General features: G+C 39.0%; 11 protein-coding genes, 2 tRNA genes and 3 rRNA genes. 6 read left to right on the top strand and 10 right to left on the bottom strand.

Annotated features, from left to right (window positions below):
• Positions 1-73 precede the first annotated feature (73 nt).
• On the top strand, positions 74-1,024 hold the full coding sequence (locus PZ898_RS14240) for a 2-oxoglutarate and iron-dependent oxygenase domain-containing protein (protein WP_062676114.1): 951 nt from the start codon (positions 74-76) through the stop codon (positions 1,022-1,024).
• Positions 1,025-1,386: 362 nt separating this feature from the next.
• On the opposite strand, the gene PZ898_RS14245 is transcribed toward PZ898_RS14240, so the two are convergent.
• Positions 1,387-1,656, bottom strand: coding sequence for a hypothetical protein (locus PZ898_RS14245; RefSeq protein ID WP_120233322.1), 270 nt, complete (start codon positions 1,654-1,656; stop codon positions 1,387-1,389).
• 224 nt (positions 1,657-1,880) lie between these two features.
• Between PZ898_RS14245 and PZ898_RS14250 the strand changes: the two genes are divergently transcribed.
• A complete protein-coding gene (locus PZ898_RS14250) occupies positions 1,881-2,042 on the top strand; it encodes a hypothetical protein (RefSeq protein ID WP_277693604.1) in 162 nt (53 codons plus the stop codon).
• Positions 2,043-2,755: 713 nt separating this feature from the next.
• Here the strand turns inward: PZ898_RS14250 and rrf are convergent.
• The 7 genes from rrf to PZ898_RS14285 all read right to left on the bottom strand — a co-directional run bounded on the left by rrf (position 2,756) and on the right by PZ898_RS14285 (position 10,504).
• Positions 2,756-2,863, bottom strand: a 5S ribosomal RNA gene (gene rrf, locus PZ898_RS14255).
• Positions 2,864-3,023: 160 nt separating this feature from the next.
• Positions 3,024-5,778 (bottom strand): 23S ribosomal RNA (locus PZ898_RS14260).
• Positions 5,779-5,931: 153 nt separating this feature from the next.
• A tRNA-Ala gene (locus tag PZ898_RS14265) sits at positions 5,932-6,005 on the bottom strand.
• A gap of 87 nt (positions 6,006-6,092) precedes the next feature.
• A tRNA-Ile gene (locus PZ898_RS14270) sits at positions 6,093-6,166 on the bottom strand.
• Between the two features lie 220 nt (positions 6,167-6,386).
• A 16S ribosomal RNA gene (locus PZ898_RS14275) occupies positions 6,387-7,903 on the bottom strand.
• Together the 16S, 23S and 5S rRNA genes with 2 tRNA genes alongside form the textbook arrangement of a ribosomal RNA operon.
• A gap of 1,237 nt (positions 7,904-9,140) precedes the next feature.
• Complete coding sequence (locus PZ898_RS14280; protein ID WP_277693605.1) at positions 9,141-10,187, bottom strand: PA0069 family radical SAM protein; 1,047 nt, start codon at positions 10,185-10,187, stop codon at positions 9,141-9,143.
• A 122-nt stretch (positions 10,188-10,309) separates the two neighbouring features.
• Positions 10,310-10,504 carry a hypothetical protein gene (locus PZ898_RS14285; RefSeq protein WP_047426218.1) on the bottom strand — a complete coding sequence of 65 codons (195 nt, stop codon included), beginning with the start codon at positions 10,502-10,504 and terminating at the stop codon, positions 10,310-10,312.
• A 175-nt stretch (positions 10,505-10,679) separates the two neighbouring features.
• Between PZ898_RS14285 and PZ898_RS14290 the strand changes: the two genes are divergently transcribed.
• Positions 10,680-11,030, top strand: a complete 351-nt coding sequence (locus PZ898_RS14290; protein ID WP_120232247.1) for a hypothetical protein — start codon at positions 10,680-10,682, stop codon at positions 11,028-11,030.
• Between the two features lie 108 nt (positions 11,031-11,138).
• Here PZ898_RS14290 and PZ898_RS14295 read toward each other — a convergent pair whose 3' ends face one another.
• Both PZ898_RS14295 and PZ898_RS14300 read right to left on the bottom strand, forming a co-directional pair.
• Complete coding sequence (locus tag PZ898_RS14295) at positions 11,139-13,790, bottom strand: hypothetical protein (protein WP_062672604.1); 2,652 nt, start codon at positions 13,788-13,790, stop codon at positions 11,139-11,141.
• A gap of 33 nt (positions 13,791-13,823) precedes the next feature.
• Complete coding sequence (locus PZ898_RS14300) at positions 13,824-14,621, bottom strand: DUF2797 domain-containing protein (RefSeq protein ID WP_277693606.1); 798 nt, start codon at positions 14,619-14,621, stop codon at positions 13,824-13,826.
• Positions 14,622-14,710: 89 nt separating this feature from the next.
• Here PZ898_RS14300 and PZ898_RS14305 point away from each other — a divergent pair, with 89 nt between their 5' ends.
• The 3 genes from PZ898_RS14305 to secA all read left to right on the top strand — a co-directional run bounded on the left by PZ898_RS14305 (position 14,711) and on the right by secA (position 19,294).
• Positions 14,711-15,739, top strand: coding sequence for a GDP-mannose 4,6-dehydratase (locus tag PZ898_RS14305; RefSeq protein WP_277693607.1), 1,029 nt, complete (start codon positions 14,711-14,713; stop codon positions 15,737-15,739).
• 136 nt (positions 15,740-15,875) lie between these two features.
• Positions 15,876-16,097 (top strand): DUF2795 domain-containing protein, encoded by a 222-nt coding sequence (locus PZ898_RS14310; RefSeq protein WP_002662059.1) that lies wholly within the window; start codon positions 15,876-15,878, stop codon positions 16,095-16,097.
• Between the two features lie 122 nt (positions 16,098-16,219).
• On the top strand, positions 16,220-19,294 hold the full coding sequence (gene secA / locus PZ898_RS14315) for a preprotein translocase subunit SecA (protein WP_062672610.1): 3,075 nt from the start codon (positions 16,220-16,222) through the stop codon (positions 19,292-19,294).
• The last annotated feature ends 138 nt before the right edge of the window (positions 19,295-19,432 follow it).

The raw sequence follows: 19,432 nt of genomic DNA on the forward strand, positions 1-19,432 counted from the left end.
AACTTATAAATAATGATTTTAAAATCATTTAAATTAAAAAAAATGTAATTTTGCTGTTCGTAAATTTCTAAAAATGGATAAAATACCTAGTGTAGACCTGCGTGATTTCCTTTCGGGCAACCCGGAACGCAAACAGAAATTTGTAAATGAAATCGGAAAAGCTTATGAAGAAATTGGTTTTGTTGCCTTAAAAGGCCACTTTCTTGATGACAACCTAGTAGAAGATTTGTATGGAGAGGTGAAAAACTTTTTTGAACAACCAGTGGAAACGAAACAAAAGTATGAGATTCCAGGAATTGGTGGCCAGAGAGGTTATGTAGGATTCGGTAAAGAAACTGCTAAAGGTTTCAAAAAAGGAGACTTAAAAGAATTTTGGCATTTTGGACAGTATCTGTCTGATGATTCAAAATACAGAAGTGAGTATCCAGACAATGTAATCGTTGATGAACTTCCAAAATTCAACGAAGTTGGTAAAGAAGCATTCCAAATGCTTGAGAAAACAGGACAGTATGTGTTAAGAGCCTTAGCATTACACCTTGGTTTAGATGAATTTTATTTTGATGACAAAATCGCAGAAGGAAATTCTATTTTAAGACCTATTCACTATCCGCCAATCACTGAAGAGCCAGATGATGCGGTAAGAGCAGCAGCTCATGGAGACATCAATCTTATCACTCTTCTAATGGGAGCACAAGGTAAAGGCCTTCAGGTTCAAAACCACAACGGAGAATGGATTGATGCCATTGCTGAACCAGATGAATTGATGATCAATGTTGGAGATATGCTTTCAAGACATACCAACAACAAATTGAAATCTACCATTCACAGAGTGGTAAACCCACCAAGAGAAATGTGGAGTACTTCAAGATATTCAATTCCTTTCTTTATGCATCCTATCAGTGCAATGTCTTTAAATGCCCTTGAAAATTGTGTAGATGAAAACAATCCAAAGCTATACGAAGATACTACTGCCGGAGAATTCCTGCATGAAAGATTGATCGAACTAGGGTTGATTAAAAAATAAAAAAGAAACGGCTGCCTCTATTTGAGGCAGCCGTTTTTACTATATTACATCCCAGTTAAACAGGAAACGCGTGTACATAACATTGTGCAGCTATTCATTCTGTAACAACCGTTATTTTGATCATTAAGTTCCTGACAAGGATCATCAGGAGAATCCCTTAGATCGTAACACTTATCAATTCCTCCTGAAATACTTTTCAATTCTTTTCTCTCAATTTTCTTTAAATTTTTCATAGTTATTGTTTTAGTTTTTCCTACTCTGAAAGCTTTTCGGATAACGCTTGCGTAAATTAGCAATATTTACTGAATAAAATCAATAATTTTCCAACTATAATGAGAGTTAATTAATAATACAATTTTGTCCTATCCTGTTATACAATAAAATTCTGGGCAAGGAGTCGATTGTGTAAAAGTACCCCACGGACAGATGCAGGTATATGTATCTCCACTGCCTCCAGGATTTTCTCCACCTCCAGGATTTTCGTAAGGAACACATTTTCCCCCCGAACAGATTTGTCCTGCAGAACAGCCGCCTTCTCCCGGTCCGCCGCCTTCTAAGCAATAGGCTGGGAAATTGGCACCCGCAACAATACTTCTTTTGTCGTCTCTTGAAAGTTTTTTTAGTTTTTTCATAGTTATAGTTTTAGTTTTTCCTACTCTGTAAGCTTTTCGGATAACGCTACCTTAAAAATAGCATTTATTTTATTAGCAATCAAATGTTTATATACAAATCATTGATCCTATAGCTCTCAAAGCTGTTTGTTATATTAATTTTTTATTTTTAATGTAATAAACATTATTAATTAAAAATATTTTAACTATTTTTACTTTACTTACAAATTTTCAATTAAAACCATATGAAAAATCTAAAAAAACTAAAAAAAGACCAATTAAAAAACATTTCAGGAGGTACCATCCTTCCTGAAGCAGATTTCTGCATGTACTATTGTAATGGAACCATTGTTTGTGCAACCTGCAGCGATGATTTCAAATGCCCGGATACCAACAATGATATGTAAGATTACAATCAAAATGTAACCCATAAGAACCGTTTCTTTAGAGAAGCGGTTTTTTTATTTCTTTTGACTTAAAATAAGGTGAATTCTGAGGGATTAAATCTCGTTTATATACGTGAATCAGCTTTCAACCACAATAAGCGATTTACGGCCTTAAAAGATAGAGATCCTAATTTCCGGGGTACAAGGTACAGCGATTAGATCCCAGAATTGCAAGTGTAAGGATGCACCTTTATTCCAATTATTTCATTCCTCAGGAATCCAGACTTATTTATTAGAGGTTTAAAGGATGCAAGATGGCAGGATAATGTCCATGATTCTTTAGCAGTTAGTATTGGCATTGTCATGCTGAGCGGAGTCGAAGCATTTTAATAAAGAAAACCTTATTTAGATTTCTTTGGAGTGACAGCCTGGGAAGAATAAATAGTATTGAAGGTAAAGACCCATCGTTGGATAAAGAATAAAAAACAGAGGGCTGGAAGCAGGAAGCCTAAAGCTGGAGGAAGAAGAATAACGGATAGATGAGATGGGCTACTTACTACGAACATCTATTATCTATTATCCACTGCTCACTATCTATTACTCACTACTTGTGTTTCTGTTTGGATTTTGTGTTAGTTAGTTTAGAGAGTATGTTGAGTGGGTTTAGTGTTGGTGTTGGTATATAACAAAAAAACCTTTATCGTAAAGATAAAGGTTTTTAAAAATAAAATAAAAACTGGCGGCGGCCTACTCTCCCGCGTTAGCAGTACCATCGGCGCTGGTGGGCTTAACTTCTGTGTTCGGAATGGGAACAGGTGAGCCCCACCGCTAAAACCACCCTAAAGAAGGTATATAAGATATCAGAGGATAGATTTCAGATTTCAGACTTCAAGGTCTGGTATCTGATGTCTTATATCTGACATCTGTTTTAAGCGATAAAAACTTTCACAAAGACAAAACCTTCACTGCGCATAAAGCACCTGGTTTATATTAGTAACCATAGACTATAAATCTACGGGTAATTAGTACTACTTGGCTATGACATTACTGTCTTTACACCTATAGCCTATCAACGTCGTCATCTACAACGACCCTTAAAAGATGTCTCATCTTGAGGCGAGTTTCGCACTTATATGCTTTCAGTGCTTATCTCTTCCAAACGTAGCTACTCAGCGGTGCACCTGGCGGTACAACTGATACACCAGAGGTTTGTTCAATTCGGTCCTCTCGTACTAGAATCAAGCCCTCTCAAACATCTAACGCCCGCAATAGATAGAGACCGAACTGTCTCACGACGTTCTGAACCCAGCTCGCGTGCCACTTTAATGGGCGAACAGCCCAACCCTTGGGACCTTCTCCAGCCCCAGGATGTGACGAGCCGACATCGAGGTGCCGAACCTCCCCGTCGATGTGAGCTCTTGGGGGAGACTAGCCTGTTATCCCCGGAGTACCTTTTATCCTATGAGCGATGGCCCTTCCATACGGAACCACCGGATCACTATGTCCTGCTTTCGCACCTGATCGACTTGTAGGTCTCACAGTCAAGCACCCTTATGCCATTACACTCTACGCACGGTTACCAAGCGTGCTGAGGGTACCTTTGAAAGCCTCCGTTACTCTTTTGGAGGCGACCACCCCAGTCAAACTACCCACCACGCAATGTCCTTCTAAAAGAAGTTAGGCTCCAAGTAAGTAAAGGGTGGTATTTCAACGTCGGCTCCACAAACACTAGCGTGCCTGCTTCAAAGCCTCCCACCTATCCTACACATTACTTACTCAAAGTCAATACGAAGTTATAGTAAAGGTTCACAGGGTCTTTTCGTCCCATTGCGGGTAATCGGCATCTTCACCGATACTACAATTTCACCGAGCTCGTGGCTGAGACAGTGCCCAGATCGTTACACCATTCGTGCAGGTCGGAACTTACCCGACAAGGAATTTCGCTACCTTAGGACCGTTATAGTTACGGCCGCCGTTTACTGGGGCTTCAGTTAATGCCTTCGCTTACGCTAAGCACCTTCCTTAACCTTCCAGCACCGGGCAGGTGTCAGACCCTATACAGCATCTTTCGATTTAGCAGAGTCCTGTGTTTTTGATAAACAGTCGCCTGGGCCTCTTCACTGCGGCCAACATTGCTGTTGGCGTCTCTTCTTCCGAAGTTACGAGACTATTTTGCCTAGTTCCTTAGCCACGACTCACTCGAGCACCTTAGGATTCTCTCCTCGACCACCTGTGTCGGTTTTGGTACGGGTTGCTTCACTTCGGCTTTTCTTGGATCAGATTACACTACAGCAGCTTCGCCCGAAGGCTAGGCCTTGACTATTCCGTCAGTCTCCAGCAGCTACATCCAACCGTCCCCTTTTATTGTGAGCAAGTATGGGAATATTAACCCATTGTCCATCCACTACCCCTTTCGGGTTCGCGTTAGGTCCCGACTAACCCTCAGCTGATTAGCATGGCTGAGGAAGCCTTGGTCTTTCGGTGAGCAGGTTTCTCGCCTGCTTTATCGTTACTTATGCCTACATTTTCTTTTCTATCCGCTCCACAATACCTCACAGTACTGCTTCGGCGCAAATAGAATGCTCTCCTACCAGATATATCTAAAATATAAATCCATAGCTTCGGTAATATGTTTATGCCCGATTATTATCCATGCCGGACCGCTCGACTAGTGAGCTGTTACGCACTCTTTAAATGAATGGCTGCTTCCAAGCCAACATCCTAGCTGTCAATGCAGTCCAACCGCGTTGCTTCAACTTAACATATATTTTGGGACCTTAGCTGTTGGTCTGGGTTCTTTCCCTCTCGGACATGGACCTTAGCACCCATGCCCTCACTGCCGTAGAACATTTATTAGCATTCGGAGTTTGTCAGGAATTGGTAGGCGATGAAACCCCCGCATCCAATCAGTAGCTCTACCTCTAATAAACTTATATACGACGCTGCACCTAAATGCATTTCGGAGAGTACGAGCTATCTCCCAGTTTGATTGGCCTTTCACCCCTACCCACAGGTCATCCGAAGACTTTTCAACGTCAACCGGTTCGGTCCTCCACTCTGTGTTACCAGAGCTTCAACCTGCCCATGGGTAGATCACAAGGTTTCGCGTCTAATCCTACTAACTATGCGCCCTATTCAGACTCGCTTTCGCTCCGGCTCCGGTACTTAATACCTTAACCTCGCTAGTAAAATTAACTCGTAGGCTCATTATGCAAAAGGCACGCCGTCACAGCATTACGCTGCTCCGACCGCTTGTAGGCGTACGGTTTCAGGTTCTATTTCACCCTTCTATTCGAAGTGCTTTTCACCTTTCCTTCACAGTACTTGTTCACTATCGGTCTTTCAGGAGTATTTAGCCTTGGAGGATGGTCCCCCCATATTCAGACAGGATTTCACGTGTCCCGCCCTACTCATTTATCATCTCTATATGCCTTTCGAGTACAGGATTATCACCTTCTATGATTGTTCTTTCCAGAACATTCCTCTAAACATAAAAAGACTTTTGGGCTAATCCGCTTTCGCTCGCCACTACTTACGGAATCTCTTCGATTTCTTTTCCTCCGGGTACTTAGATGTTTCAGTTCTCCGGGTTTGCTCCTCTTGCGAGGTGACATATCTTCAATATGCCGGGTTGCCCCATTCGGATATCTGCGGATCAATTCGTGTGTGCCAATCCCCGCAGCTTTTCGCAGCTTACCACGTCCTTCGTCGCCTCTGAAAGCCTAGGCATCCGCCATACGCCCTTAACGATTTCTTTCCTATTGGTTACTCAAGCGCTTTATGCGCTCGGTTTTCTCTTTGTGATGTCTTTACCGTTAATGTCAATGATCTTAATTTCTTTCTTTCAAACTGATGAACAAATGTTGTTTTTGGCTCCATTCGTAACTTTTAAATCAGTCTTCCAAAACTGTGGAGAATAAGGGAGTCGAACCCTTGACCTCCTGCGTGCAAGGCAGGCGCTCTAGCCAGCTGAGCTAATTCCCCCTCTAGTAGACTTTAGATATCAGATTCCAGATCTCAGACCTAAATGTCTGATGTCTAATAGCTGATCTCTTCCTGTCTTTCAATTAGTAGTCTCGGGCAGGCTCGAACTGCCGACCTCTACATTATCAGTGTAGCGCTCTAACCAGCTGAGCTACGAGACTGTCTTTTAGACGTAAAAGATGATAGACTGATAGATAACAGACTAATTTCTTCGTCTTTCTCTCTCTGCTTTTATCTTCTTTGCCTCTCTCAATCCCTTTACTAATTTCTAGTGGGTTTTGTATTTTTATATATCAACCAAACAAAAAACTAAAGCTATGCTTTAAGTAAGTATTTTGTATCTTACGATACTGATTTTGTTTAACGTCCTAAGACGCTCTAAAATGAGATGTTCCAGCCGCACCTTCCGGTACGGCTACCTTGTTACGACTTAGCCCTAGTTACCTGTTTTACCCTAGGCAGCTCCTGTTACGGTCACCGACTTCAGGTACCCCAGACTTCCATGGCTTGACGGGCGGTGTGTACAAGGCCCGGGAACGTATTCACCGCGCCATGGCTGATGCGCGATTACTAGCGATTCCAGCTTCATAGAGTCGAGTTGCAGACTCCAATCCGAACTGAGACCGGCTTTCGAGATTTGCATCACTTCGCAGTGTAGCTGCCCTCTGTACCGGCCATTGTATTACGTGTGTGGCCCAAGGCGTAAGGGCCGTGATGATTTGACGTCATCCCCACCTTCCTCTCTACTTGCGTAGGCAGTCTCACTAGAGTCCCCAACTTAATGATGGCAACTAGTGACAGGGGTTGCGCTCGTTGCAGGACTTAACCTAACACCTCACGGCACGAGCTGACGACAACCATGCAGCACCTTGAAAAATGTCCGAAGAAAAGTCTATTTCTAAACCTGTCATTTCCCATTTAAGCCTTGGTAAGGTTCCTCGCGTATCATCGAATTAAACCACATAATCCACCGCTTGTGCGGGCCCCCGTCAATTCCTTTGAGTTTCAAACTTGCGTTCGTACTCCCCAGGTGGCTAACTTATCACTTTCGCTTAGTCTCTGAAACTTACATTCCAAAAACGAGTTAGCATCGTTTACGGCGTGGACTACCAGGGTATCTAATCCTGTTCGCTCCCCACGCTTTCGTCCATCAGCGTCAGTTGTTGCTTAGTAACCTGCCTTCGCAATTGGTGTTCTAAGTAATATCTATGCATTTCACCGCTACACTACTTATTCCAGCTACTTCAACAACACTCAAGACCTGCAGTATCAATGGCAGTTTCACAGTTAAGCTGTGAGATTTCACCACTGACTTACAGATCCGCCTACGGACCCTTTAAACCCAATAAATCCGGATAACGCTTGCACCCTCCGTATTACCGCGGCTGCTGGCACGGAGTTAGCCGGTGCTTATTCGTATAGTACCTTCAGCTACCCTCACGAGGGTAGGTTTATCCCTATACAAAAGAAGTTTACAACCCATAGGGCCGTCGTCCTTCACGCGGGATGGCTGGATCAGGCTCTCACCCATTGTCCAATATTCCTCACTGCTGCCTCCCGTAGGAGTCTGGTCCGTGTCTCAGTACCAGTGTGGGGGATCACCCTCTCAGGCCCCCTAAAGATCGTAGACTTGGTGAGCCGTTACCTCACCAACTATCTAATCTTGCGCGTGCCCATCTCTATCCACCGGAGTTTTCAATACCGAATGATGCCATTCAGTATATTATGGGGTATTAATCTTCCTTTCGAAAGGCTATCCCCCAGATAAAGGCAGGTTGCACACGTGTTCCGCACCCGTACGCCGCTCTCAAGATCCCGAAAGATCTCTACCGCTCGGCTTGCATGTGTTAGGCCTCCCGCTAGCGTTCATCCTGAGCCAGGATCAAACTCTCCATTGTATGTTTGTCTGACTCACTCAAAGTTTTTAACGCTTTAGTTTTTCCTTACTTGGTTGTTATATTGTATGTCAATGATCTTTATATCTTTCGCTTTTCAACGAAGCAATCTCTCTGTCAGTGTCGCTCCGTATTTGCGAGTGCAAAAGTAAAACTTTATTTTTTAATGACCAAATGTTTTTGAAGAAAATTTTAAAGTTTTTTAAGTAACCTTAACTCTTCTCAAAACCTCAATCCCTCTACTCCTGCGCTCCCTCTAATTGGGACTGCAAAGATACAAACTCTTTTTAAACTGACAACTTTTTTTTCAAAAAGTTTTAAAGTTTTTTTCGTCCGTCTCTTTTTGGAAGTAATATCGTTTCTGCCCATCTAAAGGCGCTTCTGCGCTACTGAATGTCTTTCGTTTTTCAGTGGGGCAAAGATAGTAACTTCATACAACGCAAAACAAGTTTATTTAACATAAATTTCATATTCGGATAGGTTTTTATCCTAATCAGCTGGAAGGCAGAGAGAAAAATTTTAAACATTTGTTTGGAAGATCGGGGTGAGAGCGTGGGAGTGTGGGAGAGTTTGAGCGTTTGAGGGGAGAGAGGAGGATTCGGGGTGCGGGATGCGGGGTTTGGGGTGGCTATGATCAAATAAAGTATATATTATATAATAGAGAGACTAGACTAGAGAGCTGACTTTCCTCGACGAAGACTGAAGAGTATATTTAATATATAAATATAGAGTAATAAGATTTAACTCCTGTACCCGTAATTAATTATAATGCTTCGACTCAGCTCAGCATGACATGGCTAATACTAACTGCTAAAAGACCTTAGATATTATCCTGCCAACTTACAAGCGTTCTTGTAAAGAATTTGGATTCCTGCGGAATGATACAATGGGAATAGGGATTTATACTCAATAATATGTTTACATAGAATTCTGCAATATGAATGTTCAACACCCATGTTCCTTTTCTATCTGGAAACCCGAACCTCATCATTCATCATTCATCATTCACCACTTATCATTAACGACTCCTTCCCTAGCCCTGATAGCAATGGTTACCCCGCAGCTTGGGTTGGAGAGTGGTGGGTTGGAGCGTAGGAGAGCGCTGGCGCGAGGAGTAGAAATGGATAGCAGGAATTAGCTCCTGAAAAAAGTTCGAGAGTTTGAGAGTAAAAGGGTTTGAGAGTGCGGGAAGAAGAATAAAGAGGTAGGCTCTATTTTATATTATATATATAAGGCAAGCTTAATCAAATAACCGTAGCTGCTGATCACGGGATCCAGTAAAGTTAGACGTTGAAAGCTTTGGAAACTCTTTGCCTTCAAAAAACTTCTTTTTGCCGATCTTAAAGGTGCTATGAATCATTTCTGCAATATTCCCTTCTCCTTTCTGTCGTTCAAAATATCTTTTATCACCCAGTTTTCCTCCTCTCATGGAGCGGATAAGATTTAAAACTTTTTGTGCCCTGTCCGGAAAATGGGTTTCAATCCAGTTTATAAAAACTGGTTCCACGGTATCGTTTAGTCTTACAAGGGTATAACCGAATCCTAAAGCACCTGCATCCGAAATAGCTTTTAATATGTTTAAAGGCTCATCACTATTGAGTCCTGGGATAATGGGTGCTACCATTACATGTACGGGGATATTGTTTTCAGAAAGAATTTCAACTGCTTTTAATTTATTTTTTGCAGAGCTTGTTCTCGGCTCCATCTTTCGTCTCAGTTCTTCGTTGATGGTTGGAATGCTTAGAGAAACAGATACCAGATTCTGTTCTGCCATAGGTTTTAAAAGATCTAGATCTCTTAGCACCAGTGCATTTTTTGTCAAAATATTGACAGGATGTCTGTAATCAAGACAGAGTTGCAGTAATTTTCTGGTAATTTCAAATTGTCTTTCGGCCGGCTGATAGCAGTCGGTATTTCCTGACAATAGAATCGGGGCAGCTTTGTATCCTCTTTTCTGAAAAAATTTCTCCAGCAACTCAGGGGCATTTTTCTTTACCATGATTTTTCTTTCAAAATCAACCCCGGCACTATAACCCCAGTATTCATGAGTAGGTCTTGCAAAGCAGTAAGAACAGCCATGTTCGCATCCCTGATAAGGGTTCATCGAATATTCCATTGGAAGGTCTTCACTTTTGACCTGATTGACAATGGTTTTGGGAAATACTTCCGTAAAAGAAGTCTTTACGGTTTCGAAATCCTCATCTTCTGGTTCATAGGTATACCTGTCGAAACGATTGACAACGTTTCGCTGAGCTCCCTGACCTTTTATGAAATTTTCGTTTTGCATTCCGGTGTAAAATTAGAATGGAATTTTTATAAAATAATGAGTTTTAACATTAAAGTTTTCCACAAAAAAATCCAACACTTTCAAAAGCGTTGGATTTAAACATAATTAAATATATTTTTTTACTACTTCAGCGCGAATAATTCTACTCCATGAGTTTCATCATCATTATTTTTTTCATCAAAGTGTCTGTGATAGTCCGAATAGGAATCACTATATTTTTTATCTTTTTTAGTCAAAATTTTTTTAATACTTATTAAACTCAATACTGCCAAAAGACCAACTCCTCCTGCCAGTAAAACTCCAACTTCTTTTTTCATATTTTCTCTGATTTATTATTGATACCATTGCAAAAAGCATACCTATTTTATTTTTTTTAATTATAAATTTTGTTAACATTCAACTTTATTTTTAGGAAAATTGCAATCTGCTATTTTTCTTATATTTAAAGTTTGCAATGGTTTAATTATTGTACTTAAAAATAAAAATATTATTATGGAAAATCCAGAAAACATAGACAGAATGACGACCTTGAGCCAGGTGATGAAAACACTCTCTGAAAGAGGAATACACAGGGAGTTCAGAATGAATGATAAATGTGAAATGAAGTTTGAAAACTCTGACAAGGTGTATCAACCCTCTGAACTGGTCATTTTAAAAACTTATCGCTTCGAGGGAGACAGCAATCCTGATGATAATGCTGTACTTTATGTTGTGAAGGACAATGCAGGAAATCGTGGGATGATTATAGATTCCTATGGTGCAGACAGCAATTATCCAGGCGAAGAATTTGATAAGTTTTTAAGAGATATCCCTATTCAGGAAAGTGATGAATTCAATTTTTAACAACTCAATCACATATTAATTTTTTAAACCATTAAGGTTGTTTTCAATTAAAGACTGTACAGTGGTTATGACCGGCCGCAAAAGGATCTGTCTTAATGGTTTAAAGAATTATTCTTCAGTTTTTTCCTTTTTTCTGAACACATTATTCAGGAAACCTTTCTTTTCTTTTTTCTCTGCTTCCGGTTGGGGAGTTTCTTTTTTATTTTTTATTTCCTGTTTTATTTCTTTTACCGATTGTTTCATATCCTTTACAGAAGAAACTGCTTCTTTGACTTTCTTTTCTGTTTTTTCAACATTTTTACCAATCAGGGTTTTCTTCAATCCCTGCTCTATTCCTCTCCAGAAAAGATTAAAGAAAGACTTTGTAGGGTCACGTTCTACATTTTCTACCGTAACAGCTTCCGGAAAGCTTCCTGAATCTGATTTCAGAAAAATATTGGCTACTGCAGTCAGAAACCCTTTTTTCTCATGGTTATTCTTATTTAATACGGCAATTTTTAAGTCTTTATGTTTAAGATTAAAAGTTCCGTGTAATCCGGCAGGGTTTCCTTTAAAGTTAAAAAGCATTTCCTGAATAGTTCCTGCAGTAGCGGTCACATGAAGATAAGGTCTGATAAAGGGATTGATTCCACTTGCAGGGAGATTGGAAGTTTTCCCTGAAATTGCAAATCTATCATTCTGATCAGCCACATCAAAGTTCCAGTTGACAGAAAGTGGTGACAGGTTCATGAAAGAACAATTGATGTTAATATCTACTTTTGTTGGCTTTCCTTTAATTTTAGATGAATTCAGGTTTTTAACGTTCATATTAAAGTTGCTGAAGGTCAGTTTTCCCGGTCCCATACTTTCAGGAGTATCTTCTTCGTAGACCAGGACAGAGTTTTTTAGATCCAGATTATGAATGGTCATCGGAATCTTAATGGAACGCAGCATTTTAGAATATAATGCTTTTATCTTCGGATCATCTTTAGGAATTTTGCTTCTGAAAATATTCGCATTTGCAGACTCAATGTCTACCTGGGAAGCATTAACCATTTTGTTGTGAGAAAAAAGATCCCACTCTCCTTTTGCAGTAATTTGTCCGGCTTCTAAATTATACAGATCTCTTTCAACGGGTATCATTTTGATAAACTGTGCTCTTGAAACGAGAGGCTTCATGGCAAAATTGTTAATCTGTACCTTATTTTTATTCAGTTTAATAAGCCCAAGGCTCATATTGTAAAACTGCGTTTTATAAGCCAGATTTCTAGTGGTAATATAATAGTCTTTTACTTTGAAGGACAGCCCTTTTTGATTAGGTCTAGGTGATAATTCAATATCATTTACCGTTGCGTTAAGATCATGGAAAGTCAGTGGTTGTTTTCCTTTATCATAAGTAATGTTTGAGTTTTTTAAGGATGTTTTTCTGATGATAAAGGAATTAATAATCCCTGGTCCGGCAGATTTATTGGTTGTTTTTTCACCTGCTTTAAAAGTTCCGTTAACATTTTCTACGAGAAGATCTTTAAGATCCACATTCAGTTTTTTATCAACGAATTCCAGTTTATTGATATTAAAAGCAATATGATCTGTTTTTAACACTACTGTTGCTTTTCTCTCTGCAGGATGCCCTGGTGTCAGTATGACGTCCCTGATTTCACCGTTTGCAGGCTTCAGCGCAAGACTTCGTATTGTAATATTCTGAGCATTGGAATATTCAATATTCCTTGCGGCTATAGTAAAATCTTTATATCCTATCGGAATAACCTGCTCAGAAGTTTCTTTATTAAACATCAGCTGATTGATATTTACACTAAGATTCCCTACTGACAGAAGATTATTTCCATCCGTTTTTGTGATCTTTACTATGGCATTATTCAGCTTTATATTTTTTAAATCAACTTCAAAATTTGTTTTTTTTTCGGCTTTCTTGGTCTTTACTCCTGTATTATAGACTGTCAGAACAGGATTCTCAAAGTCTGCATTCGTAAGTGAAACTTTATTTTTGTTTAAAATAACATCCGTAAAATCCATTTTGGGAACTGCAAATTCAAATAATTGAGCCTTCTTAGGATAAAACTTTTTAAACTGAGCAAAAGAGAGCAGCGGGGTCAGCCTGAAATTCTCAACAGCCATCTGTCCGTTACTTGTATTTATACTGCTGATGGTAACCGCATATGTTTCATCTGGACGAAGAAAGAATTTTTGTCCTTTGATGCTGTATTTGTCAAAAACAACGGGTAGTTTATTTTCTACGGATTCTTCCGTCATCTGTAAATTTTCTACAAACAGATCCAGTTGTTGAACAGACAGAAATTTCTGCTTTGTATGCCTGAAAACAGCAATTTTACCTTCGTTAATTCTTATATTTTCAAATGAAACCGGATTTCTTTTCTTTTCGGTTTTGCGGTCGACAGGTTTGGCAAGAATGACATTTAAATTGGGTTTAGCCAACAAAAGGTCTGACGAGCTGATTCTTTTATTAAAAACAGCATCATAAATTCCGAAACGGCTTATTTTCAAGGTATCAATAGTTCCCTGCAAACCAATAACGTCTGTATTTTGCGGATCTTTACTGTTAACTGAAATTCCTGTTGCAAAGATATTTCCTGTTCCCAGATCAACATCCAGCGTTTTGTAAGAAACTTTATAGTTTGTATTTTTTTTGATGTATTCCGGAAGCTGGGTTTTGAGCCATAGATTCAGTCCGAAATTCGCAGCAAGAAGAATTCCTGCTAGGACTCCGAAAGTTATTAATAGCCTTTTAACCCATTTTTTCATATTTTGTGATTTGGTTCTTTCCTATTATATAGATCAATTCTTTATTTCCAGTTCTATTACATACCCTTCATGCCCTCTTACATTGATAAAATTACCTCCTTCAAATCCAAGATACTGACCTTTAATTCCTGTAAGCTTTCCTGTAAACTCAGGTTTTTTATCTAATGTAAACGATGAAACTTTCTCCGGTTTTTCAAAAGGATAATCAAACATCCACAGCTCTTCACCGTCACTGTAAAATTTCTGGAAATCGTCAGGAAAATATTCTTTTATCTTTTGTCGGAAATCAGCAAGGTCTACTTCTCCTTCAAAATCATCCTGCAGCATCTTTCTCCAATTGGTTTTATCTGCCAGATGTTCTTTTAAAGCTACTTCTATCATTCCTGCTTCATAACGGTTTTCCGTTCTTGCGATGGGTAATGCAAAAGTTGCACCCTGATCAATCCATCTTGTAGGAATCTGTGTATTTCTGGTTACGCCTACTTTTACATCTCCTGTATAGGCCAGATAAACAGTGTGTGGCTGCAGCTGAATTTGTTTTTCAACTTCAAGATCTCGCTCTGCAACCCCCAAATGAGCTGTAGATAGTTCCGGGCGGATAATGGTATCGCTTGCATAAGGGCTTTCAAAAAAACAGTTTTTGCAGAATCCCATTCTGTAAATTGATTTATTTTCACCACAATTTACACATTGAAATCCGGTATGTTTGATGCTTAACTCCTTTCCAAACAGCTCATTCATATGGATCAGATCTCCAGAAAGATTGAGGTAGTATTGGATTGGCTTAGCATCGACGCTTGTCATCTTTAAAATTTGCCCTTGAAACTGCATATTATATTTATATTACTTTTTTAAGTAAATTTAATGATTATATTTTTCAAAAAGTAAAATTTATATTTTTGTGCTCATAAAAAATACAAATGGTTTATCTTGTAACAGGCGGTAGTGGGTTCATCGGTTCCCATTTAATTGAACGATTATTAAGAAATGGACATTCTGTCATAAACATTGACAATTTTGATGATTTCTATGACTATCAGGTAAAAATTAAAAATACTTTGGAGTCAATCAGTAAAAATTCGGATTTTGAGTTCTCAGATAAAGAGACGGATATTCCGCGTTTGGTTTCCCTCACCCATTCAGACCAATATTCCTTCTATTGGCAGGATATCAGGGACCTAAAAGGTCTTGAAAACATCTTTAAGAATCATCATATTGACATGGTGGTCCATCTTGCTGCACTTGCCGGTGTTCGCCCTTCTATTGAACGTCCTCTGGAGTACGAAGAAGTGAATGTACGAGGTACTATGAATCTTTGGGAACTGTGTAAGGATTTCCATATTAAAAAATTCATTTGTGCATCTTCATCAAGTGTTTATGGAAACAATGAGAAAATTCCCTTTGCGGAAACAGATAATGTAGACAATCCTATCTCTCCTTATGCTGCTACCAAGAAAAGCGGAGAAATTATAGGACATGTTTACCATAATCTATATCATATAGATATGATCCAGCTCAGATTCTTTACGGTATATGGGCCAAGACAGAGACCTGACCTTGCCATACACAAGTTTACAAAGCTCATTTCGGAAAATCAGGAAATTCCTTTCTATGGTGACGGAAATACGGCCAGAGACTATACTTATATAGATGATATCATTGATGGAATTACCAAGTCTATTCTTTATCTTGAAAACAATTCAGGGATTTATGAAATTGTGAATCTGGGCGAAAATCAAGTAATCACTTTGTCTGAAATGGTGGCTACAATCGAAAAGACGCTGGGAAAATCTGCCATCAAAAAAATTCTGCCATTGCAGCCGGGAGATGTCACAAAAACCAATGCCGACATTGCAAAAGCAATGGATTTGATAGGGTATAAACCGGCCACAGACTTCCAAAATGGCATAAAAAAATTTGTGGAATGGTTTTTGAGAAAACGACAATAAGTAAATTGCTGACATAGCTGCCAGTTAGTTTGTGACAGCCATTTATAAGAAAAAATTATAAAAAGAATTGAAAATCAAGTATAAAAAAGTTTATTATACAACCTATTTTTATACTTTTGCAAAAAATTAGAAAATTATGTACTGGACATTAGAATTAGCTTCATATTTAAGTGACGCACCTTGGCCAATGACAAAAGCAGAGCTTATCGACTACGCCATCAGAACTGGTGCACCTATGGAAGTAGTAGAAAACCTTCAGGCTATTGAAGACGAAGGAGAAATTTATGAATCTATCGAAGAGGTATGGAGTGACTATCCTACTGACGAGGATTTCCTTTGGAACGAGGACGAATATTAATAAAGCGATAAGCTTTAGGCTGCATGCTTAGAGCTTTTTTGCCCTTTTTATATATAATTTACACGATAAGTGTTATTTAAAACGCTTAAAGCATTTTGCATTAAGCATAAAGCAAAAAATTTATGAGTTTTTTAAACAAAGTTCTTAAAGGGTTTTTGGGAGACAAAAAAGCGCAGGACCTAAAAGAAGTAAAAAAAGTTGTAACAAAAATCAGAGCTGTAGAACCTAACATTCAACAATTGTCGGATGATGGGTTGAGACAAAAAACTGCTGAGTTTAAAGAGAATATAAAATCTGCAACCAGTAAGATCACAGCTCAAATAGAACAGATAAAAGAGCAGATAAAAAATTCAACCAACGTTGATGAAAAAGAAGCTCTTTTCTCAAAAATTGAGTCTTTAAAGAAAGAATCTTACGAAATTGAAGAGAAAGTTCTGGTTCAGGTTCTTCCCGAAGCTTTTGCATTGATCAAAGAAACGGCAAGAAGATGGGCTCAGAATGGAGAAATCCGTGTAACTGCTAGTGACTGGGATAGAGAACTTGTCGCTTCAGGAAAAGATTTCGTTAGCATTCAGGGAGACACAGCTATTTGGAAAAACTCATGGGACGCTGCCGGAACTCCTGTAGTTTGGGATATGGTCCACTATGATGTTCAGTTTATCGGAGGGGTTATTCTTCACAGTGGTAAAATTGCCGAGATGGCAACCGGTGAAGGTAAAACTTTGGTAGGAACATTACCTATTTACTTAAATTCACTTCCGGAAAGAGGAGTGCACGTTGTAACCGTAAACGACTACCTAGCAAAAAGAGACTCCGCTTGGATGGGTCCTCTTTATCAATTCCACGGAATGTCTATCGATTGTATCGATAATCACCAGCCGAATTCAGACGGAAGAAGAAAAGCATACAACTCAGATATTACTTACGGAACGAACAACGAGTTTGGTTTCGATTATCTGAGAGATAACATGGTGACATCACCTTCAGAATTGGTACAAAGAGAACTTAACTTTGCTATCGTGGATGAGGTGGACTCTGTATTGGTAGATGACGCCAGAACACCATTGATCATTTCAGGTCCGGTTCCTCAGGGAGACAGACAGGAGTTCGATGTTCTTAAACCTTCTATCGACAGAATTGTTGAAGTACAAAAGAAAACCGTTTCTGCTATTTTCAATGAAGCGAAAAAATTAATTGCTGCAGGAAATACAAAAGAAGGCGGATTCAAATTACTTCAGGCATACAGAGGTCTTCCAAAAAACAGACAATTAATCAAATTCTTATCGGAAAGCGGAAACAGAGCATTGCTTCAGAAAGTTGAGGCGCAATACATGCAGGACAACAACCGTGATATGCCGATTGTAGATAAAGATCTTTACTTCGTAATCGAGGAGAAAAACAATCAGGTAGACCTTACAGACAAAGGTGTTGAATACATGTCTCAGGGTAACTCTGATCCTAACTTCTTCGTACTTCCTGATATCGGAACTGAGATTGCTGAAGTAGAAGCTAAGAACCTTTCTAAAGAAGAAGAGTTTGAAGCAAAAGAAAGACTTTTCTCTGATTTTGCTGAAAAATCCGAGCGTGTTCACACAATGAGCCAGCTATTGAAAGCGTACACATTATTTGAAAAAGATGATGAGTATGTAGTCATTGATGGTGAAGTAAAAATCGTTGATGAGCAGACAGGTCGTATCATGGAGGGACGTCGTTATTCAGACGGTCTTCACCAGGCGATCGAAGCGAAAGAGAATGTAAAAATTGAGGCAGCTACTCAAACTTTTGCAACCATCACGCTTCAGAACTACTTCCGTATGTATAACAAGCTTGCGGGAATGACGGGTACTGCTGAAACTGAAGCTGGAGAGCTTTGGGAAATCTATAAATTAGACGTTGTGGTAATTCCTACCAACCGTCCTATTTTAAGACATGACAAGCAAGACTTAGTTTTCAAAACTAACAGAGAAAAATATAATGCTGTAATAGAGGAAATTGAAAAATTAACAGCACAGAAAAGACCTGTATTGGTAGGTACTACTTCTGTTGAGATTTCTCAGTTACTATCAAAAGCACTTCAGTTAAGAAAGATTCCACACCAGGTATTGAACGCGAAGCTTCACAAAAAAGAAGCTGAGATTGTAGCTGGAGCAGGACAGCCGGGAGTTGTAACCATTGCAACCAACATGGCAGGTCGTGGTACCGATATTAAGCTTTCTAAAGAAGTAAAAGATGCAGGAGGTTTAGCCATCATCGGTACAGAAAGACACGATTCAAGACGTGTTGACAGACAGCTAAGAGGTAGAGCGGGACGTCAGGGAGATCCGGGAAGTTCTCAGTTCTATGTATCTCTTGAAGATAACTTAATGCGTTTGTTCGGTTCTGAAAGAATTGCTAAAATGATGGACAGAATGGGTCACAAAGAGGGAGAAGTAATTCAGCACTCTATGATCAGTAAGTCTATTGAAAGAGCTCAGAAAAAAGTGGAAGAAAATAACTTCGGAACAAGAAAAAGGCTTCTTGAGTACGATGACGTTATGAACAAACAGCGTGATGTAATCTACAAGAGAAGAAAGAATGCTTTATTCGGAGACCATTTGAAATATGATATCACAAATATGATTTTCGATGTTGCCAATTCTATCGTTGCGAAAGGAAAAGCTTCAGGAAATTATAAAGATTTTGAATACGAAATCATTAAAACATTCACAATGGAATCTCCGGTTTCTCAAAGTGATTTTAATAATAAAAACGTTCAGGATCTGACCAATATCTTATTCAAAGCAGCTCAGGAAGACTACAAAATGAAGCTGAACCTATTGAAAGAAAAATCATTCCCAATCATTGAGAATGTATACCAAAATCAAGGTTCAATGTTCAAAATGATCCAGGTTCCTTTCACAGACGGGCACAAAACAATGACAATTGTAGCTGATCTTAAAGAAGCTTACGATACTCAGTGTGAAAGTTTAGTGAACGATTTTGAAAAGAATATCACTTTATCAATTATCGATGAAAACTGGAAGCTTCACCTTCGTGAGATGGACGACTTAAGAAGATCTTCACAAGGAGCTGTTTACGAGCAGAAAGATCCATTGGTAATTTACAAGCAGGAATCTTTCCACTTATTCAGTGAAATGATCGATAAATTAAACAAAGAAATTATTTCTTTCTTATATAAAGGCGAAATTCCGGCTTAAGAAAAATTTAATAAAATCATACAAAAACCGCTGTGGCATTGACCATAGCGGTTTTTTGTTATTCAGTATATAATAATTTTATGATAAATATCAATCTTATTATTTATTTAGAACAGTTAAAAATAATATATTTGCAGA

Source organism: Chryseobacterium sp. WX (genome assembly GCF_029542485.1).
Taxonomy (GTDB): Bacteria; Bacteroidota; Bacteroidia; order Flavobacteriales; family Weeksellaceae; genus Chryseobacterium; species Chryseobacterium cucumeris.

Excerpts from the sequence above, each read along its gene's own strand:
- PZ898_RS14300 (WP_277693606.1), bottom strand. The coding sequence starts at position 14,621 with ATGCAGTTTCAAGGGCAAATTTTAAAGATGACAAGCGTCGATGCTAAG.
- PZ898_RS14245 (WP_120233322.1), bottom strand. The coding sequence starts at position 1,656 with ATGAAAAAACTAAAAAAACTTTCAAGAGACGACAAAAGAAGTATTGTT.
- PZ898_RS14305 (WP_277693607.1), top strand. The coding sequence starts at position 14,711 with ATGGTTTATCTTGTAACAGGCGGTAGTGGGTTCATCGGTTCCCATTTA.
- PZ898_RS14285 (WP_047426218.1), bottom strand. The coding sequence starts at position 10,504 with ATGAAAAAAGAAGTTGGAGTTTTACTGGCAGGAGGAGTTGGTCTTTTG.
- secA (WP_062672610.1), top strand. The coding sequence starts at position 16,220 with ATGAGTTTTTTAAACAAAGTTCTTAAAGGGTTTTTGGGAGACAAAAAA.
- PZ898_RS14280 (WP_277693605.1), bottom strand. The coding sequence starts at position 10,187 with ATGCAAAACGAAAATTTCATAAAAGGTCAGGGAGCTCAGCGAAACGTT.
- PZ898_RS14250 (WP_277693604.1), top strand. The coding sequence starts at position 1,881 with ATGAAAAATCTAAAAAAACTAAAAAAAGACCAATTAAAAAACATTTCA.
- PZ898_RS14290 (WP_120232247.1), top strand. The coding sequence starts at position 10,680 with ATGGAAAATCCAGAAAACATAGACAGAATGACGACCTTGAGCCAGGTG.
- PZ898_RS14295 (WP_062672604.1), bottom strand. The coding sequence starts at position 13,790 with ATGAAAAAATGGGTTAAAAGGCTATTAATAACTTTCGGAGTCCTAGCA.
- PZ898_RS14310 (WP_002662059.1), top strand. The coding sequence starts at position 15,876 with ATGTACTGGACATTAGAATTAGCTTCATATTTAAGTGACGCACCTTGG.
- PZ898_RS14240 (WP_062676114.1), top strand. The coding sequence starts at position 74 with ATGGATAAAATACCTAGTGTAGACCTGCGTGATTTCCTTTCGGGCAAC.